The 19,061-nt window shown below is 61.6% G+C and carries 16 protein-coding genes; all 16 read left to right on the top strand.

Translation table 11 applies throughout. From position 1 onward, the window contains the following. Nucleotides 1-19 precede the first annotated feature (19 nt). The 16 genes from SKC42_RS17395 to SKC42_RS17320 all read left to right on the top strand — a co-directional run bounded on the left by SKC42_RS17395 (nt 20) and on the right by SKC42_RS17320 (nt 18,663). Complete coding sequence (locus SKC42_RS17395; RefSeq protein WP_330965512.1) at nt 20-334, top strand: ESX-1 secretion-associated protein; 315 nt, start codon at nt 20-22, stop codon at nt 332-334. A gap of 152 nt (nt 335-486) precedes the next feature. After that, nucleotides 487-1,704 carry an EspA/EspE family type VII secretion system effector gene (locus SKC42_RS17390; RefSeq protein WP_330965511.1) on the top strand — a complete coding sequence of 406 codons (1,218 nt, stop codon included), beginning with the start codon at nt 487-489 and terminating at the stop codon, nt 1,702-1,704. A gap of 344 nt (nt 1,705-2,048) precedes the next feature. Next, on the top strand, nt 2,049-2,924 hold the full coding sequence (locus tag SKC42_RS17385) for an ESX secretion-associated protein EspG (protein WP_330965510.1): 876 nt from the start codon (nt 2,049-2,051) through the stop codon (nt 2,922-2,924). An 8-nt stretch (nt 2,925-2,932) separates the two neighbouring features. Beyond that, nucleotides 2,933-3,526: a hypothetical protein gene (locus SKC42_RS17380; RefSeq protein WP_330965509.1), complete on the top strand. Its 594-nt coding sequence runs from the start codon at nt 2,933-2,935 to the stop codon at nt 3,524-3,526. Continuing rightward, on the top strand, nt 3,523-5,244 hold the full coding sequence (gene eccA / locus SKC42_RS17375) for a type VII secretion AAA-ATPase EccA (RefSeq protein WP_330965508.1): 1,722 nt from the start codon (nt 3,523-3,525) through the stop codon (nt 5,242-5,244). The genes SKC42_RS17380 and eccA overlap by 4 nt, the downstream gene beginning before the upstream one ends. Nucleotides 5,245-5,247: 3 nt before the next feature. Beyond that, the gene (gene eccB, locus SKC42_RS17370; protein WP_330965507.1) at nt 5,248-6,693 is read left to right on the top strand and encodes a type VII secretion protein EccB; all 1,446 of its coding nucleotides are present in this window, start codon (nt 5,248-5,250) and stop codon (nt 6,691-6,693) included. Next, a complete protein-coding gene (eccCa, locus tag SKC42_RS17365) occupies nt 6,690-8,930 on the top strand; it encodes a type VII secretion protein EccCa (protein WP_330965506.1) in 2,241 nt (746 codons plus the stop codon). The genes eccB and eccCa overlap by 4 nt, the downstream gene beginning before the upstream one ends. Nucleotides 8,931-9,000: 70 nt before the next feature. Next, nucleotides 9,001-10,782 (top strand): type VII secretion protein EccCb, encoded by a 1,782-nt coding sequence (gene eccCb, locus SKC42_RS17360; RefSeq protein WP_330965505.1) that lies wholly within the window; start codon nt 9,001-9,003, stop codon nt 10,780-10,782. 234 nt (nt 10,783-11,016) lie between these two features. Then, nucleotides 11,017-12,198 (top strand): PPE family protein, encoded by a 1,182-nt coding sequence (locus tag SKC42_RS17355; protein WP_442932178.1) that lies wholly within the window; start codon nt 11,017-11,019, stop codon nt 12,196-12,198. A 96-nt stretch (nt 12,199-12,294) separates the two neighbouring features. Then, complete coding sequence (locus tag SKC42_RS17350; RefSeq protein ID WP_442932177.1) at nt 12,295-12,588, top strand: WXG100 family type VII secretion target; 294 nt, start codon at nt 12,295-12,297, stop codon at nt 12,586-12,588. Between the two features lie 32 nt (nt 12,589-12,620). After that, on the top strand, nt 12,621-12,908 hold the full coding sequence (locus SKC42_RS17345; protein ID WP_330965503.1) for a WXG100 family type VII secretion target: 288 nt from the start codon (nt 12,621-12,623) through the stop codon (nt 12,906-12,908). 101 nt (nt 12,909-13,009) lie between these two features. Continuing rightward, nucleotides 13,010-14,557: a MinD/ParA family ATP-binding protein gene (locus SKC42_RS17340; protein WP_330965502.1), complete on the top strand. Its 1,548-nt coding sequence runs from the start codon at nt 13,010-13,012 to the stop codon at nt 14,555-14,557. Then, nucleotides 14,554-16,098 carry a type VII secretion integral membrane protein EccD gene (eccD, locus tag SKC42_RS17335; protein ID WP_330965501.1) on the top strand — a complete coding sequence of 515 codons (1,545 nt, stop codon included), beginning with the start codon at nt 14,554-14,556 and terminating at the stop codon, nt 16,096-16,098. Before SKC42_RS17340 ends, eccD begins: the two co-directional genes overlap by 4 nt. 91 nt (nt 16,099-16,189) lie before the next feature. Next, a complete protein-coding gene (locus SKC42_RS17330; protein ID WP_330965500.1) occupies nt 16,190-16,900 on the top strand; it encodes a hypothetical protein in 711 nt (236 codons plus the stop codon). A 316-nt stretch (nt 16,901-17,216) separates the two neighbouring features. Then, entirely contained in the window at nt 17,217-18,041 is an 825-nt protein-coding gene (locus SKC42_RS17325; protein WP_330965499.1) for an alpha/beta fold hydrolase, read from the top strand. Between the two features lie 34 nt (nt 18,042-18,075). Further along, nucleotides 18,076-18,663, top strand: a complete 588-nt coding sequence (locus tag SKC42_RS17320; protein WP_330965498.1) for a DUF4254 domain-containing protein — start codon at nt 18,076-18,078, stop codon at nt 18,661-18,663. The last annotated feature ends 398 nt before the right edge of the window (nt 18,664-19,061 follow it).

The following is a 19,061-nucleotide window of genomic DNA, read 5'->3' as shown; positions in this document are numbered from 1 at the left end:
ATGAGAAGGGAAACAGTCGATGGCTAATCTCAAGGTCGATCCCACCACGCTGACCGGGTTGGCGAAGATTCAAGACGACGCCGCCAAGCAGGCCGGGACGGCCGCCGAAGCGGCCTCAAACCTGGAGGTCCAGGTCTGGGTGAGCCACGGTGTGGTCAGCGCCGCCTCGAATATCGGTTTCACCGAAGCCGAAGCGGCGCGCCGTGCGGTGGGCGAAGCCATTCAGAAGTCCTGCGGGCAGCTCGCCGAGAAACTACGCACCGCCGCCGCCGTTTACACCGGCACCGACGAACAGTCGGCGAGCAACCTCGACCGCCAAGTCCTCGACCGCTGACCGATAACCGGGTAGCACCGGTCGCGTCTCGCGCACCGGCGGACGTGCAACGCCACGCCTCAAAAGAGCGCTGACACTCTTCACCTGCCGCGCCTCGACAGCTTTTCGCACAGTAAACGGCCCACACGCAGCAAACCAGTAAGGACCGAGGAATGCAGATATTCGCCGACGCTGCCAGGGTTATCGTGAAGTTGAATAGCCTCGTAGCGCAATTCCATGGCGAGTCGCTGGCAAGCCTCGTGAGCAGCAAGGCCGCAGATGGGTTGGGGGGTGCGGCGTCCGCAGCTTTCATGTTCCGCGGCCCGCTCACCCCCATGCTGCAAACGGCCCTGGGGCGGAAACAGTTCGCCGCACTGGCTCAGCGCTTGGCTCTTCGACCCGGTACACAAGCCGCCGCTGGGGTCAGCGTCATCCTCTCGACGATTACCGTCGTTCAATTTCTCGAAGCGACCATCGGACTGGGATCACCGCATGATGGGTCCGATCTCGAAATCGGCTCGAGACAATTCGACGAGCTTTCCCGGCAGCTCACCGCCGCGATGCCGCATAGCGGCTGGCAGGGTGCGGGGGCGGAGGCGTACACCCTGACGAACGTGACAGTGAGGCGGTTGGGGCTAGCGCTCGCAGCACTCGACAAAGAGCTGGTTGAAGTGATTCGCTCTCATGCCGACTGGGTTAATCACACGCGCTTGGGCTTTGGGCTGCTCAAGGATGCGCTTGTCGCGGGTTTGGTCGTAGAGGTCGCTATGGCGCTCCTGCCTCCCCCCGCCGGTCCCCTTGCCGCGCGGAATTTCGGTCTCGCCGTTGCTACCCTTGGCATCCTCGGCGCCGCAGGCATGATCGGCATGTTGTGCTCTGTCTCGCTCGACAACGCCCAGCAGGCCAACGCGTTGACGGCTAAGTACAATGACCTCCTCCCAGTGACAGGAACATCAACTCCCCTCGTCCCCAAGAATGCCTGGTCCTTAGCTCCCGCCGTCGAGGCCACCCATACCGACCAGATCAAAACGCCTAGTTCTGACAACGCTGCAGCCGCATCCTTGCCCGGAGATCGCCGCGAGGCTCGGGGAGTTAATCGCAGGAAAACAGCTATTCCGACTACCAAGCTCATCACCGGCTCATGCGCCGAACAGCGCACACTCGCCAGGCGATCCACTCGGGCTGATGCAGGGTCGGGACCTACTGCTCAGATCTCTGAGCGCACGAAGTCCGATGGCCACACGATGAGACAAGTGCAACCAGTGGTAACGCTGAGCGCAGAAGGCGGGGCTTCCAGCACCGCAGAACCGGCGCGGTTCGACGGCCCGTGCACCGCGCCCACCGAATTCGCTGGGCAGAAAGCGATTACGGCGCTCCCGTCGAGAATCTGAATGTCGACGCAAGTGTGGCGCGCGCAGTTCGCGGCGAGTAGAAAGTCAGCTAACAAGGAGGGATGCCATGCCACTATTCAACGTTGCACTGGGATACCCACATAGTCGGGCTGAGCGACAGACGCAGCAGGGGCGCGACCGATGCAATCCGTAGCGTTCAAGCGGCGGTGGCGCTTGACCAGCGATTCGCACGAGGCCGCAGCCCAGAGAACCAGTCGTACATCAGGCCGAATGATCTTCGACACAACCAGCGGCCGGAGCGTATCTGCGGTACCGCGGATTTGCCAGGGCGTGGACGCGGACTCGACTTGCGTTCCGGACAAACACGCGCTCCCCTATTAGCCATGTCGTCTCCTCACACGCCCTACCAGATCGGACAGCTCGAGGATGTCGTTGGCGTGGGCCTGACAATCGACGGCATGCTGTTCATTGCCGATCGCATGCACCTGGTCGACTTCCCACCCACCTTGGGCATCCGGCCGAACATTCCCCAAGAGGATCTGCGTGAACTCGTCTGGGACCAAGTGCGCCGTGATCTCACAGCTCAGGGGGTATTAGACCACTACGGTCACCCGCACCCGGCCGTGGCGGTGATGGTCGACACCTTGAGTAGGCCCGACCGAACGCTGGAGGGCCGGTGGTGGCGCCGTGATGTCGGCGGGGTCATGGTGCGGTTCGTCATCTGCCGCAAGGGCGAGCGTCATGTCATCGCAGTGCGCGACGGCGATATGGTTGCGCTGCAACTAGTGGCCACCCAAGTCGGCCTGGCAGGTATGGTGACCGCCGTGCTCGGGGACGCCGAACCGGCAAACGTCGAACCGCTCACCGGCGTTGCGAATGAAGTGGGCAAGTGCACCACGCCGGACCAGTTGGTCCAGTACGGTATCGCGCCGACTTCGGCTCGCATTTACGCCGACATGATCAGCAATCCCAGCAGCTGGGTGGAAATCGTTGCCAGCCAACGCCATCCAGGCGGCACGTCTACCCAAACCGAAGTGGCAGCCGGGGTCCTCGACTCGGCACACGGGCGCATAGTGTCGCTCCCGCGCCGAGTCGGTGGCGAGCTCTATGGGAGCTTTCTATCCGGAACCGAGCACAATCTGCAGCGGGCGTTGGAGAGCCTGGTCGACTTTCTTCCAGCAGGTAACTGGCTGGACGAGGTCCTCCACGGGCACAGCTTCGCCGCGGCGGCAGACCCCATACCTACGAAACTTAAGTAAGGAAAGCCATGCCGCAACACGATAACCACGATGATCTCGCCGCCCTGGATTTTGCGAACGAGGAAGAGCGTGACGACGACGTCGCCGATTCTGATCCGTTGAATTTCTCCACCGACGCAGAAGACACCGACGCAGCCGTTGAAGCGCTCGATGCGTTCGCGCCGGCCGAACCCGAAGATACCGGGGACGAGCTCGACGCCATTGATTCGCAGACCGCAGCGTCGGCGACGGAGGCGGATGAGGCGGAGAACCTAGAGCTGTACACGGTCACCAACCCTCCTGATACTGTGTCGGTCTCCGCTCTCATCGACGGCAGGATCCACCAGGTCCACCTTTCGGCGAAAGTGACTAACATGAGTGAGTCGGAGCTGACTGAGGAAATTCTTGTGCTGGCGGATCTGGCTCGACAGAAGGGGTTGGCCGCCCAACACGCCTACCTCTTGGGAGAAGCTGTCAACCCCGAAAACGCCGGCGAACTGGACCCGAAAACCGCCGAGGTTTTGCGCGACTTCATGGAGAACGGCATGAAATTGACAACGCCGGAACAAGCGGCTGCGGCCCAGGCTGAAGTATTCGCTACTCGATACGCGACAGAACAATGAGTGACCGCCTGGCCGGCCTGTTCGAGAGCGCGGTCGGGATGTTGCCCGTATCTGAGGCGCGGGCACTGGATCTCTTCACCGAGATAACGGAATGCGACGAGTCTGCATGCGATGCATGGATCGGTCGCATACGTTGCGGTGACGCTGAACGGGTCACCCTTTTCCGCACCTGGTACTCGCGAACTAACTTCGGGCGGTTGTCGGGCGCGGCACAGATTTCGATGAACTCGCTCAATGCCAGGATTCCGATCGGCGGTCTCTATGGCGACATCACCTATCCCCTGAACTCGCCCCTAGCGGTCACCATGGGTTTCGCCGTCAACGAAGCGATGCATGGAAACTACGCCGACGCTATGGAGGCCCTCCAGGACGCACCGTCCGCCGGTGCGGAGCACCTGCTGTCCTGGGTAAAGGCGGTGATCTACGGTGAGGCGCAACGTTGGACCGACGTCGTCAACGAAGTCCGGGGCGCCGCCAAGTGGCCCGACAAATTCCTTGCCGCAGCGGCGGAAGTGGCTCACGGCGTCGCAGCCGCGAATCTCGGATTATTCACCGAGGCCGAACGCCGGCTCACCGAAGCGAATTCCTCGCCGGCGGGCGAGGCCTGCGCACGCGCCATCGCCTGGTTCCTCGCTATGACGCGGCGTAGCCAGGGAAATGAAGATGCCGCCGTGGCCCTCTTGGAGTGGCTGCAGACCACGCACCCGGACCGGAAGGTTGCGGAGGCGCTGGGCGACAAGTCGTATCGTCTTGCAACAACGAGCGCCGAACAGATTGCCGCCCGCACCGACCCGTGGGACGCTTCCACAGTCGTCGCCGACACGTCCGGGCGCGATAAGTTGCTCGCTGCAGCAGAAGAAGAATTGCAACGGCAGATCGGACTGACCAGAGTCAAGGACCAGGTCGAACGTTATCGCGCCGCAACCCAGATGGCGAGAGTTCGTGCCGCTCGTGGGATGAAGGTTGCGCAACCGAGCAAACACATGATCTTTACCGGGCCGCCCGGCACCGGCAAGACGACCATTGCGCGGGTGGTAGCCAATATTCTGGCTGGCCTGGGGGTGACCCAGGAGCCGAAACTCATCGAGACGGCGCGTAAGGACTTCGTGGCGGAGTTTGAGGGGCAGTCGGCAGTAAAGACAACGAAGACAATTGATCGCGCCCTCGGCGGCGTGCTGTTTATCGACGAGGCGTATACGCTGGTGCAGGCGCGCGATGGCCGAACTGACCCGTTCGGCCAGGAGGCCTTGGATACCCTGCTGGCGAGAATGGAGAACGATCGCGACCGCCTCGTGGTGATCATCGCAGGGTACGAATCCGACATTGACCGCCTCTTAGAGACCAATGAAGGTCTGCGGTCACGCTTCGCTACCCGCATCGAGTTCGACTCTTACTCTCCCGAGGAGATCTTGGAAATCGCGCAAGTCATCGCGATCGGCAACGATTCGTCGCTCACCGGAGAGGCAGCAGAGCGCCTTCTTGAGGCGGCGAAGCTGCTGAGTCAACGACAAGTACGCGGCAAACCCGCACTCGATATCGCCGGCAACGGTCGCTATGCGCGTCAGCTAGTAGAGGCGGCCGAGCAGTATCGAGACATTCGTTTGACTCGGGCCGTCGACTTTGAGGACCTCGACGTTGACCGCCTGCGTGAGATCAACGTTGAGGATATGGCCGAGGCAATAGCCGCGGTGCACGGACGGCTGAACATCACCGAGTAACGCATGGCGAATTTCCGGCTCACTACCAAGGTCCAGGTCAGCGGGTGGCGCTTCCTGCTGCGGCGTCTGGAACATGCCATCGTCCGTCGCGACACACGAATGTTCGACGACCCGCTGCAGTTCTACAGTCGCTCGATCGGGTTCAGCGTCCTTATCTCGGTTTTGATTCTGGTCGGCACACTGGCACTGGCCTACTTCAAACCACAGGGCAAACTCGGCAGCGGCGATCTGTTCGTCGACCGCGGCACCAGTCAGTTATATCTAATGGTGTCGGGGCAACTGCATCCCGTCTATAATTTGACGTCAGCGCGCTTGGTGCTAGGAAAACCTGCCGAGCCCGCCTTCGTGAAATCTTCCGACTTGAGCAGGTTGCCTAAGGGGCAGGCCGTCGGAATCCCCGGCGCTCCCTACGCCACACCCGTCTCGGCGGACTCATCGTCGGCCTGGGCCCTGTGTGACAGCGTCATGAGAGCCGACACGATCAATCCCACGCTGCAGACCTCGGTGATAGCGATGCCGCTGCAAACCGACTCCTCGGTGGATCCCCTTCGTCAGAACGAGGCATTGCTGGCATCCTTCCAGGGCAAAGACTGGATCATCACCTCGAAGGGACGGCACGCTTCCGATCTGGCCGACCGATCCCTCACTACGGCTCTAGGCATACCGGTGGGTGCGAAACCCACTCCAATCTCGGCTGCCATGTTCAACGCACTCCCGGATGCCGGGTCTTGGCGGCTGCCGCCGGTGCCACAAGCGGGCGCACCCAACACCCTCGGGTTACCCGACCAATTGGTGATCGGATCAGTCTTTCAAGTTCAAACCGTCTACGGTCCCCAATTTTTCGTGGTGCTGCCGAATGGCGTCGCGAGGGTCAACATCAACACTGCTTCAGCCCTCCGCGCCATCGAATCCTACGGCTTGGACGCCATACCGTCTGTCGTCAAGAGTCAAGTCTTTAAAATTCCCGAAGTTGAATACTCTTCGCCGCTACCGGACGAAACGCTCAAGATCGTCTCGCGGCCCGACGAGCCCGACCTCTGCTGGAGCTGGGAACGCAAGACTGGCGAGCGTTCGCCTCAGACAGCTGTTTTGACGGGTCGACACATACCTCTGCCACCGTCGGCCATGCGTGAAGGCATCAAACAAATTCAGGGATCGGCGACCATCTACATCGACGGCGGCAAATACATCCAGTTGCAATCGCCAGATCCGCGCTACGGCGAGTCTCTCTATTACGTTGATCCTCAGGGTGTTCGCTACGGGCTGCCCGATCAGCAAACCGCCAACGCGCTAGGTCTGTCCTCGCCCAAACCAGCACCGTGGGCGGTCGTCCGTCTCTTGGTAGACGGCCCCGTGCTGTCTAAAGAAGCGGCACTCCTCGAGCACGACACTCTGCCGCCCGACCCCAAGCCTCGAACATTGCCAGCGAGCCCAGGAATTCCTTCATGACGACAAAGAAATTCACACCGACCGTCACCCGCGGTCCTCGGCTCACACCTGGCGAGATCAGCCTGGCTCCTCCGGAGGACCTAGGCCTAGATATCCCCGCGTCGGGCGTTCAGAAGGCCCTTCCTTACGTTATGGGCGTCTGCATGGTCGGCATGATCGCGATCATGCTGATCACGGGTACCAGGCAACTGTCGCCTTATATGTTGATGATGCCGCTGATGATGATCATGATGTCGATGGGCATGCTGGCCGGAGGCGGCGGCAACAGCAAGAAAGTGCCCGAGATAAACGCCGACCGCAAAGAGTATCTCCGCTACCTGGCGGGACTCCGTCCCCGGGTAACGTCTTCGGCCAGCGCTCAAGTTGCGTTCTTCGGCTACCACGCACCGCACCCCGACGACCTCCTGTCAATTATCGGCACACCCCGGCAGTGGTCGCGGCCGGCCAACGCCGACTTCTATCTCGCCACACGAATCGGGGTTGGCGATCAACCGGCTGTAGACCGGCTCATGAAGCCGTCGGCCGGCGGCGAGCTGGCCGGGCCGTCCGCCGCACCGCAGCCTTACCTCGAGCCGGTCGCAAATATGTGGGCGATCAAATTCTTGCGTACTCACGGGCTGATTCACGACTGCCCTAAGCTGCTTCAGCTGCGCACCTTTCCCACCATTGCGATCGGCGGCGACCCACAAAAGGCCGCGGGGCTCCTCAGGGCGATAATCTGCCACCTTGCCGTTTTCCATCCGCCAGACCTGCTGCAAATCCGCGTGCTGACCGACGACGTTGAAGATCCCGAGTGGTCCTGGATGAAGTGGCTTCCGCACGTCGCACATCCAACCGAAACCGACGCGGGCGGCCCCGCCCGAATGATTACTGCCCGCGTGGACGCTTTTTCTGATCTGGCCGCGCGCGGCCCGCACACGCCGGATTCGCTTCCCGGGGGTCCTTACGTCGTGGTGGTGGATCTCACCGGCGGTAGGGCCGGTTTTCCTCCCGACGGTCGTGCTGGTGTCACCGTCATCACGCTCGGTAATCATCGCGGTTCGAATTACCGGATCAGGTTGAGCGAGAACGGCTCCGCCGACGACCGACTGCCCGGTCAATCCTTTCGGCAAGTGACGGCGAGCTCCGACTACGTAACAGACTTACAAGCCACCCGCATCGCGCGGAAACTGGCGGGCTGGTCGATTACCGGCACGATTGTCGACAAAAATTCTCGAAAGCAGCCCAAGAAGATCGCTACCGAATGGCATCAACTCGTGGGGGCCCAGAGCGTCGAAGAGGTGACCCCGAACCGGTGGCGAATGTTCACAGACACCGACCGCGACCGCCTGAAGATCCCGTTTGGTCACGAAATCAAAACGGGCAACATCATGTATCTGGACATCAAAGAGGGCGCCGAATTTGGCAGCGGGCCGCACGGCATGCTGATCGGCACAACCGGTTCGGGCAAGTCCGAATTTCTGCGCACGCTCATTCTGTCGCTCGTGGCGACGCACCACCCCGACCAGGTGAACCTGCTTCTTACCGACTTCAAGGGTGGCTCAACGTTCCTCGGCATGGAAAAACTTCCGCACACAGCGGCGGTGGTGACCAATATGGCCGAAGAAGCCGAGCTCGTTAGCCGAATGGGCGAAGTCTTGACCGGCGAGCTTGACCGCCGGCAGGCGATCCTGCGCCAAGCGGGGTCCTTGGTGGGCGCGGCCGGCGCACTCTCCGGCGTGGCCGAGTACGAGAAATACCGCGAGCGGGGCGCCGAGCTGCCGCCTCTGCCAACGCTGTTCGTCGTGGTTGACGAGTTCGCCGAGCTCCTGCAGAGCCACCCCGACTTCATCGGCCTGTTCGACCGAATTTGCCGCGTGGGACGCTCGCTGCGAGTGCACCTATTGCTTGCCACGCAGTCGCTGCAAACGGGCGGTGCCCGTATCGACAAGTTAGAGCCAAACCTGACCTATCGAATCGCCTTACGCACCACCAGTTCCCATGAATCGAAGATGGTCATTGGTACCCCCGAAGCGCAGTACATCACCAATAAGGAAAGCGGCGTCGGGTTCCTCCGGGTGGGAATGGAAGACCCGGTCAAATTTCGCACGCTGTACACTGGCGACCCATACACCGCGGCCACACCGGTCGAAGTCAACGGCAACGGTGAGGGACTTGGATCGGGAGACGGACCGAGACGACTACACATCCAACGATTCACTGCCGCGCCAATTGTCGACGAAATGACCTCGGCATGAAACTCGCCGACGCCGGTGCGCTTCAAGTCGTATCCACGGGCGCGAAGGGGCGCAAAGTCGAGGAGCGGCGATGACTATCGAATCTCACTCGGAGTCCCGCGCCTTACGTGAAGTGGTTTTGGAACAACTCAGCACGACTGAGTCACGTGCGTACAAAATGTGGCTGCCCCCGCTGACGGACCCGACTCCGGTCGGCGAGCTGATCGCCCGCGACAAGCATCAGCCATTGTGGTTCCCGCTGGGCATCATGGATGAGCCGCGCCGGCACCTACAAGGCGTGTGGGGGGTCGACGTCTCCGGGGCAGGCGGCAACATCGGTATCGCCGGCGCACCGCAGACGGGAAAATCGACACTTCTACAGACCATGGTGCTGTCGGCGGCCGCAACGCACACCCCACGGCAGGTGCAGTTCTATTGCATAGACCTCGGCGGCGGCGGGCTGATGTACCTCGAAAACCTCCCCCATGTCGGCGGCGTGACCACTCGCTCCGAACCCGACCGGGTCAAGCGTGTCATTGCGGAAATGCAAGCCGTCCTGCGACAACGCGAAGCCACCTTCAAGCAATACCGGGTTGGTTCGATTGCCGCATACCGGCAACTTCGGGAGGACCCTAATCAACCAGTTGCAGCTGATCCGTTCGGCGACGTGTTCCTGGTAATCGACGGGTGGCCGGCTTTCGTCAGCGAGTTTCCGGATCTGGAATCGCAGGTTCAAGAATTAGCGGCGCAAGGCCTCTCGTTCGGCGTCCATACCGTGATCACCACGCCGCGGTGGACGGAACTCAAGTCGCGCGTCCGCGACTACCTCGGCAGCAAGATCGAGTTCCGGCTCGGCGACGTCAACGACACGCAGATCGACCGCGCCACCAGGGCAATACCCGCGAATCGTCCGGGTCGCGCCATGTCGGTCGAGAAGCATCACCTGATGATCGGCGTGCCTCGATTCGATGGCGTCCACAGCGCCGACAACATAGTCGAAGCGATCACGTCTGCAGTCAATGAGGTTGCGGCGCAGTACACGGATCAGGCGCCCCGCGTTCGGGTGCTACCCGAACGCGTCTACCTCCATGAGCTCGACCCCCAGCCGCCCGGGCCCGATTCCGACTACCGCGCCCGGTGGTTGATCCCAATCGGACTCCGCGAAACAGACTTGTCGGTGGCCTATACCGACATGTCGACGACACCGCACTTGTTGATCTTCGGCGGACCCAAATCAGGTAAGACTCGGACGGCTCATGCCATCGCGCGTGCCATCTGCGCGCGCAACAGTCCTGATCAAGTGCGCTTCATGCTCGCCGATTACCGCTCGGGCCTGCTGGATGCGGTGCCGGACACCCACCTGCTCGCCGCAGGGGCGATCAACCGCAATAGCGCGGCGCTCGACGAATCCATCAAGGCACTCGCCGCGAACCTGCAGAAACGTTTGCCGCCGGCGGACCTGACGACTGCACAGCTACGTTCCCGATCGTGGTGGAAGGGATTCGACGTCGTGCTGCTCGTCGATGACTGGCACATGATCGTGGGAGCCGCCTCCGGAATGCCGCCAATGGCACCACTAGCTCCGCTGCTGCCCGCGGCGGCCGATATCGGCCTGCACATCATTGTGACCTGCCAAATGAGCGCCGCGTACAAGGCCACGATGGATAAATTCGTCGGTGCCGCTTACGGTGCGGGATCGCCCACATTGTTCCTTTCAGGCGACAAGCAGGATTTCCCGTCCCGAGAGATCGAGGTGAAGCGCCGCCCGCCCGGCCAGGCATTTCTGCTCTCGCCCGAGGGCAAAGAGGTCATCCAGGCCGTGTACATCGAGCCGCCAGAAGAAGTGCACCCAGCACCCCCCAGCGGCGGATAGGATTGTCTCAATCCCAGCAAAGGGGCGAAACCTTGGGAACCGGGCACGGCATTCGATCGGCCAGTCAGGTGTCCCACGAGCTGCTTTACCGGGACGAAGAATTGAATAAGAAGTTCACCGAAGTCTCACTCGAAACCTGATCCGGCCGCTGACAAAGCTGTGCCGACCCACGCTTACCCGCATTGTGCGCACCTTCTCGATGGAAAGGACCTGATTGCAGTGTTGTGGCACGCAATGCCACCCGAGCTGAACACCGCGCGGCTGATGGCCGGCGCGGGTCCTGCTCCGATGCTGCAGGCCGCTGCCGGGTGGGAGGCCCTGGCCGTTGACCTCGACAATCAGGCCACCGAATTGGCGGCTAAGTTAGCCGCTCTCAAGGGCGTGTGGAGCGGTGCAAGTAGCGAAAGGGCGATTGCGTCCGCCACCCCGACGGTTGCCTGGTTGGAGATGTCGGCGCAGCAAGCGCGGCAGCGCGCCCAGCAAGCTACGGCGCAGGCTGCCTCTTATCTGAAAGCCCTGGCGACGACTCCGTCGCTTCCGGAAATCGTGGGCAATCACATCACGCATGCGGTTCTCACGGCGACCAACTTCCTCGGAATCAATTTGGTCCCTATCGGTTTCAACGAGACCGACTACTTCGTACGGATGTGGAATCAGGCCGGGACAGCGATGGACCTCTATCAGGCAGAGACGGTCGCCAATACCATGTTCGAAGAGATTCCGCCGATGGAGCCGATCCTTCAACCCGAAGCCGCCGAGGCGGTACGCGCTAGCATCCTGTCCGAGCTCCCCTCGGAACTCGCGCCTAGCGCAGCGCGCGCGCTCGGTGCAGCAGCAGCTGAGTTGGACTCCGTCACACCCGATCTCGCGGGCTCTCTTGAGGAGGGGCTCGGACAAGTCCTGAGCGGACTCAACCAAGTGGGTCAGCTGAGCGGGCCAATGCAGCAGCTGATGCAACCGGTGCAGCAGCTTACCTCGCTGGCCAGCCAAACCAATCAGGCGGGCGGCGGCATGCCTGAGGCCCCCGCCGGGTCGGTTGAGCCGGGCGAGACCGGACAAGTCGGCCTTCTCGGTGCGAGTCCATTGTCGAACCATCCGTTGGCCGGAGGCTCGGGTCCGAGCGTCGGAATGGGCCTCATGCACGCTGAATCCCTTCCGGGCGCAGGGGGATCGGCAGCGCGCACCACGCTGATCAGCGATCTTATCGACAAGGCCCCTCAAGTTGCACCGGCCAGCGGCGCAGCCGGAGCCTCCGCAGCGGCTGGTGGTTCCGCCCCTATGAGCATGATGGGCGCCGGCGCGCAGGCCGGCTCCGGCGGCAGGGCGGGGTTAGCGATCCCCGCGCTGCTCGAGCAGCAGAGTAGCGACGACGGCTATGGCTCGACATTCGAGTCGGAGGACCACGACGACTGGTGAGAGCCGACAACCACAGACTTCCCGGCCGCCCGGCCGGAAGGCTTGCCATCAAGTTGGCGAGAACAGCAACACAGAAAGTAGTCAAGCATGGCAGAGATGAAGACTGATGCTGCTACCCTCAGCGCCGAGGCTAGCAACTTCGACCGGATCTCCGGTGAGCTTTCCCGCACCATCGGCGCGGTAGAGCAGACGGGCGGCGAATTGGCCGGACACTGGCGCGGCGCGGCCGGCGCGGCGGCCCAGCAGGCGCTGGCCCGCTTCCACGAAGCCGGTCAGGCCCAGATCAAGGCCCTCGGCGAGATTCACAACAACATCTCGCAGGCTGGCGTCCAGTACCAGCAGGCTGATGACGAGCAGTCCAGCTCGTTGTCGGCTCAGATGAACTTCTAATAACAATCATCGGGAAAGAAGAGGATCAGAGCATGTCAGAACAGTCATGGAATTTCGCAGGTATCGAGAGTGGCGCAGGCTCCATCGCCGGCGCCGTGCAGACCACTCAGGGACTGCTCGACGAGGGCAAGGCGTCGCTCGCGAAGCTTGCCGCGGCATGGGGCGGCAGCGGTTCCGAGGCGTACCAGCAAGTGCAGCAGCGTTGGGATGCAGCGTCTGCCGAGCTGAACGCCTCGCTTCACGCGTTGTCCCAGCGCATTTCCGAGGCGGGTCAGTCGATGGCTCAAACAGAGGCTGGCGTCACCGGAATGTTCAGCTAACAACAGAGCGAACGCCGAAGTACGGGATCGGGCCGGGTACTCCAACTAAGGAGCCCGGTCCGTTCCGTGCTTTATCGCCTAACGACGTATGAGAGGTTGTCATGGGCGCCGATTACGACCGACTTTTCCAGTACCCCGACGGGACCGAATTGCCGGAAGAGATTGGCGCAGACGGCGACTTCAACGTCAGCTTCCCCGCCCCGGCCAAGCCGCCTAGCCAAGTCACCCCAGACGGGCCGCAGCAAGCCGGCATTCCGCCGGGCCCGACCGCGTCCGCGGCGCCGGCAACACTCGTGCAACCGGAAAGTGCGACTCCCGCGCCGCCAGTGGATTGGATCGCGCCAGCAGCGCCTGCTCAGCCGAGACGCCAGTCGCCCCCGCTGCCCATCGACCGGATCGGGCGCCACGCACCAGCCGATGCTGAAAGCCCAACCGACCGGATGCCGGCACAACGAAGCGAGCCGGCCGCACCACCCAACAACGCGCCGAGCCGGGTACCTGAAGCAGGTAATACCGCTCACCATGCGCGCCACGCGCGTCATGCGCGTAGCTCCCGAAGTCCACGTGCACAACAGCACATACCTTCGCTCGAAGATCGAAGCGATTTCAAGGCCACTGATGCACAAGCCGCGGCGGAAACTGCCCAATTCGGGCTTCCCGATGACACACCGACACATCCCGATTCGATTCATGTCCCCAGGACCGCACGCCACGCACCGTCTGCGGTTGCGCACATCGCCCTCATGCCGATTCAAAAGCCAGCGAGTAAGCCGGTTCCTCGCCGAGGATGGCGGCGCTGGGTCTTCAAGCTGACTCGTATCAACTTGGGTCTATCGCGAGAGGAAAAGCAAGAGCTAAGTCTCTGCAATGACATTCGTAATACTCCCCGAGGTTCCTATCAGATCGGGATTCTGGGCCCGAAAGGCGGCGTCGGCAAAACGAGTCTGACTGTGACGCTGGGTTCGTTGTTCGCTCAACTGCGCAACGACCGCATTTTGGCGTTCGATGCCGATGCCGGTTCCGGTAATCTGGCGGATCGAGTCGGGCGCCAGTCGAAAGCGACCATCACCGACCTCCTAACCGAGCGGGACCTTTCGCATTACAACAACGTTCGAGCCCACCTCAGCGCCAACGCGGTCGACCTCGAAGTCCTTGCCGCGCCGGATTACAGCACCACGCCCCGCGCGTTAAGCGAATCGGACTGGCACCGTGCAGCGGACGCAGTGCCCCGATTCTATAATTTGACGTTGATCGACTGCGGGGCAAGCTTGCTCGATCCGGTTACCCAAGGCGTGCTCTCGACGATCTCCGCCGCAGTGATCGTTTCGAGCGCGTCAATCGACGGTGCCCGCCAAGCCGCGATCGCGATCGACTGGCTCCGGAACAACGGCTACCAGGATCTGGTAGGCCGCAGCTGCATAGTGATTAACCACGTCGCGCCCGGCAAGCCCAACGTGGCCGTCAAAGAATTGACTCGAGAGTTCGAGAAACACGTACAACCCGAACGAGTATTTGTGCTGCCCTGGGATGAACATATCGCCAAGGGCACCGAGATCCAGCTTGACCATTTAGGCCGCGCGTACAAGCGTAAGCTGATTCAGCTGGCCGCAGCACTGTCCGCCGACTTCGACAGGGGTAAGGACAATTGAGCGCACCAACCGCAGCTCGTACTACCGCGAGCACGACTACCAAGTCAGCGCCGGCCAAGCCCCCGGTGACGCGAGTCACGATTCTCACCGGTAAGCGGATGACAGACGTGGTGCTGCCGCCGTCTGCCCCAATCGAGAGCTATATCGACGAGACCGTAACGGTACTGGCCAGCCTGCTGGAAGGAACGCCTGCAGAAACATTGGCCGAGTTTGATTTCTCGGCGCAGGGTGCTTGGACGTTCGCTAGGCCGGGCGCGCCTCCAATCAACCCGGACCAATCACTCGACGAGGCAGAAGTGGTTGACGGCTCGTTGCTGCTCTTGGTATCGGTCAGTCGCACCGAGCGTTACCGACCATTAGTCGAGGACGTGATCGACGCGATCGCGGTGCTCGACGAATCGCCTTCGTTCGACCGGCCCGCGCTCAATCGCTTTGTGCACGTTGCGATTCCAGTGGTGACGCTGGCATTGACCACTCTGGCTGCGCTGGCATGGAGTAGCACCGGCCGCCCGCTGTGGTGGTCGATAGCGCTAGGCATTGGGGGAATTGCTCTGCTCGCGGGCAGTTGGGCGGCCGGAAAGTTCTACCAAGACGTGAGCTTGGCTGAAAGCTTGCTGGTGGCGGCGTTTCCGTTCGTCTCCGTTGCTGTGGCACTGGCCATCCCGAGGCCTCGCGGAGTCGACTCGATAGGTGCTCCGCAGATTGCGGGCGGCGCCGCTGCCATCCTCTTGTTGGTAATGCTCACGCGGGGCGGTCCACGTGGTCGCCACGAGCTGGCATCGTTCACCACGATCGCTGCGTTCGGCGCAACCGTAGCGGCAATCGCCTTCGGCTATGGTTGGCAACGCTGGGTGCCCGCCGGTGCAATCATTTTCGGGCTCTTCACGGTGACCAACGCAGCCAAATTGACAGTAGCGGTTGCGCGAATCGCCCTACCCCCGGTACCTGCTCCGGGCGAAATAGTGGAGCATGACGAGTTGCTCGACCCCGTTGCGGCCGATCACGTGAGCGAAACCGACGAAACACGGACCTGGCGAGCCATCGCCGCATCGGTGCCAACGTCCGCCGTCCGTCTCACCGAGCGAAGCCGACTAGCTAAGCAGTTGCTCAACGGCTACGTGACGGCCGGCTCTGCTCTCCTGGCTACCGGAGCAATCACCGTGGTCGTACGAGGGCATTTCCTCGTCCACACATTGGTACTAGCTGGCCTGGTCACCACAATGTGCGGCTTCCGGTCACGACTATTTGCGGACCGGTGGTGCGCCTGGTCGTTGTTGGCCGCAACCGTCGTGATCCCGTTAGGGGTAACAGCAAAGTTGACCGTCTGGAATCCGTATAGCGCATGGTGGCTCCTCACCATCTTGCTGGCGACAGCAGTCGTCGCGCTCGGGGTGGTAGGGGCAACCGTCGAGGTCCGTCGCATTTCGCCCGTCATGAAGCGAATACTCGAGTTGCTGGACGGCCTTCTGGTCACTGCCATAATTCCGATTCTCCTCTGGGTAACCGGCGTCTACGACGCTGCTCGAAACGTTCAATTTTGATTCGTGCGGACCGTGATGCAAATCTCTGCAATCACAGCTCATCGCGTTCGGTAATATTTCTCCATGGTGTACGCATCGATAGTGGCCGACGATGAGTGATCAACTCATTGTCGATCCACCCCGCCTCAAGGACGCCGGGTCCGATCTGCGGGCACACGTGCTTCCTGCGGCTCCACCGCCAATTGCCGCCACTGGGGCGGACCCGGTTGCGGCCGCGATCAATGCGACAATGCCGGTGATCGAGACACCGGTACTCGATGGGCTCCGCGACATCAAGGTCGCGTTACGACAGACGGGATCTAAGTTCGCCGCTGCGGCTGGCATCTACGCGGACGCCGATCAATCGATCAGCGATCGATTGATCGGCGTGGAATTTTTCGCCGCGAGCGACGGCGACGCCTACCGGGCGGATCGGAACATTTTGCCCAGATCGGACCGGCCGGCTGGCGGCGAGTCGCTGGTTGATGAAACGCGGAAGTCCCCAGGCACACCAGACCTTCTTTCAACGCTAGGACCGAATGTTCCGAAACTGGGCGACGCGGCGAATGCGACTCAGACAGCTTCGACGTTCGCCCAGAGCTTGGTCCAGGGATTCCAAGGTGCCGCACCTACCAGCACTCCGGCAGCGTCTGGCGGCATGAAGAATGACGAGCCGTCCGCCGACCAGGCAGCCACGGAGGAGGAAGACCGTGACAGCGAACGTGCCGCAGCGGCCGAGGAACGGGCGGCCGGACGCCTTGCGTCAGTGATATCGAACCCAAACGGCGGTAGCGACAAACTTTTTCACAGCCTGCCTTCCTGATCACCCCAGTCGCTGAAGAGTCCCAGTGCGAACACTGATCGTTCTCTGCGAGATGAGGAGTCAGGTGTGTGCAAATGTCAGTAATCGCAGATGCTGCCGGGCATGGCATCCGAGGGCAGCGATGAACATTGCGCGGCCAGTTTCACCGGAACGGCCGTACGCCTTGGAGGCATGGCTGGCTCCCGTCAAATACTCCGAGGAGGGGACTGCGCCCTCACCGTCTGACAGGTCGGGATCGCGCTCAAGGCATCAATAGAGCCACCCCGTTCGCCATAGTTCGCACATCCCCCTCAACGCTTGAGCGAAAGGATCGACAATGCCCAAGGTCACCACCGGTGACGGCGTCGATATTCACTACAAAGACTGGGGGTCGGGCCAGCCGATCGTGTTCAGCCACGGTTGGCCACTGTCGTCCGACGACTGGGATCCTCAGATGCTGTTCTTTTTGAACCATGGTTATCGTGTGGTCGCACACGACCGCCGCGGGCACGGACGGTCCGCCAAGGTCGCCAACGGGCACGACATGGACCATTACGCCGACGACCTGGCCGCGGTGGTTGAACATCTGGATCTGCACGACGCGGTGCACGTCGGCCACTCCTGTGGCGGCGGGGAGGTGGTGCGCTATCTCAGCCGCCACGGAACAGGCCGGACCGCCAAAGCTGTTCTCATCGATGCGGTTCCACCCTTCATGGTGAAGACCGCGGACAATCCCGGTGGAATGCCTAAAGAAATCTTCGACGATCTCCAGGCACAACTGGCAGCCAACCGCTCCGAGTTCTTCCGCGCGGTGCCGTCCGGACCGTTCTATGGTTACAACCAGCCCGGAACCGAACCGTCTGAAGCCACCATCGCCAACTGGTGGCGCCAGGGCATGGCCGGTGACGCGAAGGCACAGTATGACGAGATCGTCGCTTGGTCCCAGACCGATTTCAGAGCAGACCTTCGGAAGATCGCAGTGCCAGTTTTTGTGCTCCACAGCAAAGACGACCAAGTCGTGCCATACGGCATCGCCGGCAAGCTATCTGCCGAGCTACTACCGAACAGCACGTTGAAGACCTACACGGGCCTGCCGCACGGCTTGATTACCACGCATGCCGACACTGTCAATGCAGACGTGCTGGAGTTCATCAGGTCGTAGGTGAAAGATCCGCGGACTGAAAGGACTATTTATCGTGCCGACCGGCGCACCGCTTGATTCACCGTCTGGTCAGCTTCTCAGTGCTGTGCAGAAGTTCAAAGACCTCGCGCTTAGCTGGCACAGCGCTACCTACCAGCCGACTCCTGATAGCGGCGAAGTTACGGTGAAAGCGATGGATCTTCACGCGACCAATTTCAGTTTGTGGCATCACGAAGATGCGGTTCGCCGGCCCGGCATCGACGACCACGCGGTCGCTTGCACGAAGCGGCTCATCGATGCCCTCAACGCGAAGCGCAATTCAACGGTCGAGGATATCGACGAACTGCTGCTGCAGCAGGTCAACGCGGGGGAGAATGCGCCGCTGCACACCGAGACCCCCGGTCGCATCGTTGATCGGCTGTCCGTACTCGCGCTGCGCATTGCGCACACTAACCGCCCAGAGCAATACGCCACGGAATTGGCGGTTCTGAATGAGCAGTACGAAGACCTTTTTGGTGGACTGCAGCAGCTGCTGACCCACATGCACGACGGTGCGATTCGGGTCAAGCTCTACCGCCAATTCAAATCTGCGACACTACAGAATGAGTGCACACTATTTGAGGCGACGGCGCCGGATCGGTAGGCCGCGGAACTCCACCACTCTCGCCAATCGAGATACGGGTCCTTTTGCTCCGCGTACTGCGGGTGCAGCGCGAGGGACTGTATCGGGGTAAATAATGACACCTTGTCGCGCCAGATCATGTTGATGGTTGAATGCTCGAATACGTGGTTCTCAAGTCCGTATGGCGTGCTCGAATAGCGGGCGAGTCGCTCGAATAGTGGCCAATTCTGGCTCAGCGTGGCGTGCTCCATCCAACACGTATTCGTCGCGTGCGAATTGCTCCTCCAGTGCCGCTTTGGGCCGTGGACGACATGGCGCCTCTCGTGACTGAATACGGGGACTCGCCAATGTCCCCATCAGCCTAATTGATGGACGTGACGAGCGATTGTGTGCAGCGCAGCATGACTTCGCTTTTGGTA

This window comes from Mycobacterium sp. 050134, assembly GCF_036409085.1.
In the GTDB taxonomy this organism is placed as follows: domain Bacteria; phylum Actinomycetota; class Actinomycetes; order Mycobacteriales; family Mycobacteriaceae; genus Mycobacterium.
Note: the sequence above shows the minus strand (reverse complement) of the source record. Positions and strands in the feature narration are given on the sequence as shown.

What these genes read in the sequence shown, in the direction of transcription:
- SKC42_RS17395 (WP_330965512.1), top strand. Translation starts at nt 20, where the DNA reads ATGGCTAATCTCAAGGTCGATCCCACCACGCTGACCGGGTTGGCGAAG.
- SKC42_RS17390 (WP_330965511.1), top strand. Translation starts at nt 487, where the DNA reads ATGCAGATATTCGCCGACGCTGCCAGGGTTATCGTGAAGTTGAATAGC.
- SKC42_RS17385 (WP_330965510.1), top strand. Translation starts at nt 2,049, where the DNA reads ATGTCGTCTCCTCACACGCCCTACCAGATCGGACAGCTCGAGGATGTC.
- SKC42_RS17380 (WP_330965509.1), top strand. Translation starts at nt 2,933, where the DNA reads ATGCCGCAACACGATAACCACGATGATCTCGCCGCCCTGGATTTTGCG.
- eccA (WP_330965508.1), top strand. Translation starts at nt 3,523, where the DNA reads ATGAGTGACCGCCTGGCCGGCCTGTTCGAGAGCGCGGTCGGGATGTTG.
- eccB (WP_330965507.1), top strand. Translation starts at nt 5,248, where the DNA reads ATGGCGAATTTCCGGCTCACTACCAAGGTCCAGGTCAGCGGGTGGCGC.
- eccCa (WP_330965506.1), top strand. Translation starts at nt 6,690, where the DNA reads ATGACGACAAAGAAATTCACACCGACCGTCACCCGCGGTCCTCGGCTC.
- eccCb (WP_330965505.1), top strand. Translation starts at nt 9,001, where the DNA reads ATGACTATCGAATCTCACTCGGAGTCCCGCGCCTTACGTGAAGTGGTT.
- SKC42_RS17355 (WP_442932178.1), top strand. Translation starts at nt 11,017, where the DNA reads ATGCCACCCGAGCTGAACACCGCGCGGCTGATGGCCGGCGCGGGTCCT.
- SKC42_RS17350 (WP_442932177.1), top strand. Translation starts at nt 12,295, where the DNA reads ATGAAGACTGATGCTGCTACCCTCAGCGCCGAGGCTAGCAACTTCGAC.
- SKC42_RS17345 (WP_330965503.1), top strand. Translation starts at nt 12,621, where the DNA reads ATGTCAGAACAGTCATGGAATTTCGCAGGTATCGAGAGTGGCGCAGGC.
- SKC42_RS17340 (WP_330965502.1), top strand. Translation starts at nt 13,010, where the DNA reads ATGGGCGCCGATTACGACCGACTTTTCCAGTACCCCGACGGGACCGAA.
- SKC42_RS17330 (WP_330965500.1), top strand. Translation starts at nt 16,190, where the DNA reads ATGAGTGATCAACTCATTGTCGATCCACCCCGCCTCAAGGACGCCGGG.
- SKC42_RS17325 (WP_330965499.1), top strand. Translation starts at nt 17,217, where the DNA reads ATGCCCAAGGTCACCACCGGTGACGGCGTCGATATTCACTACAAAGAC.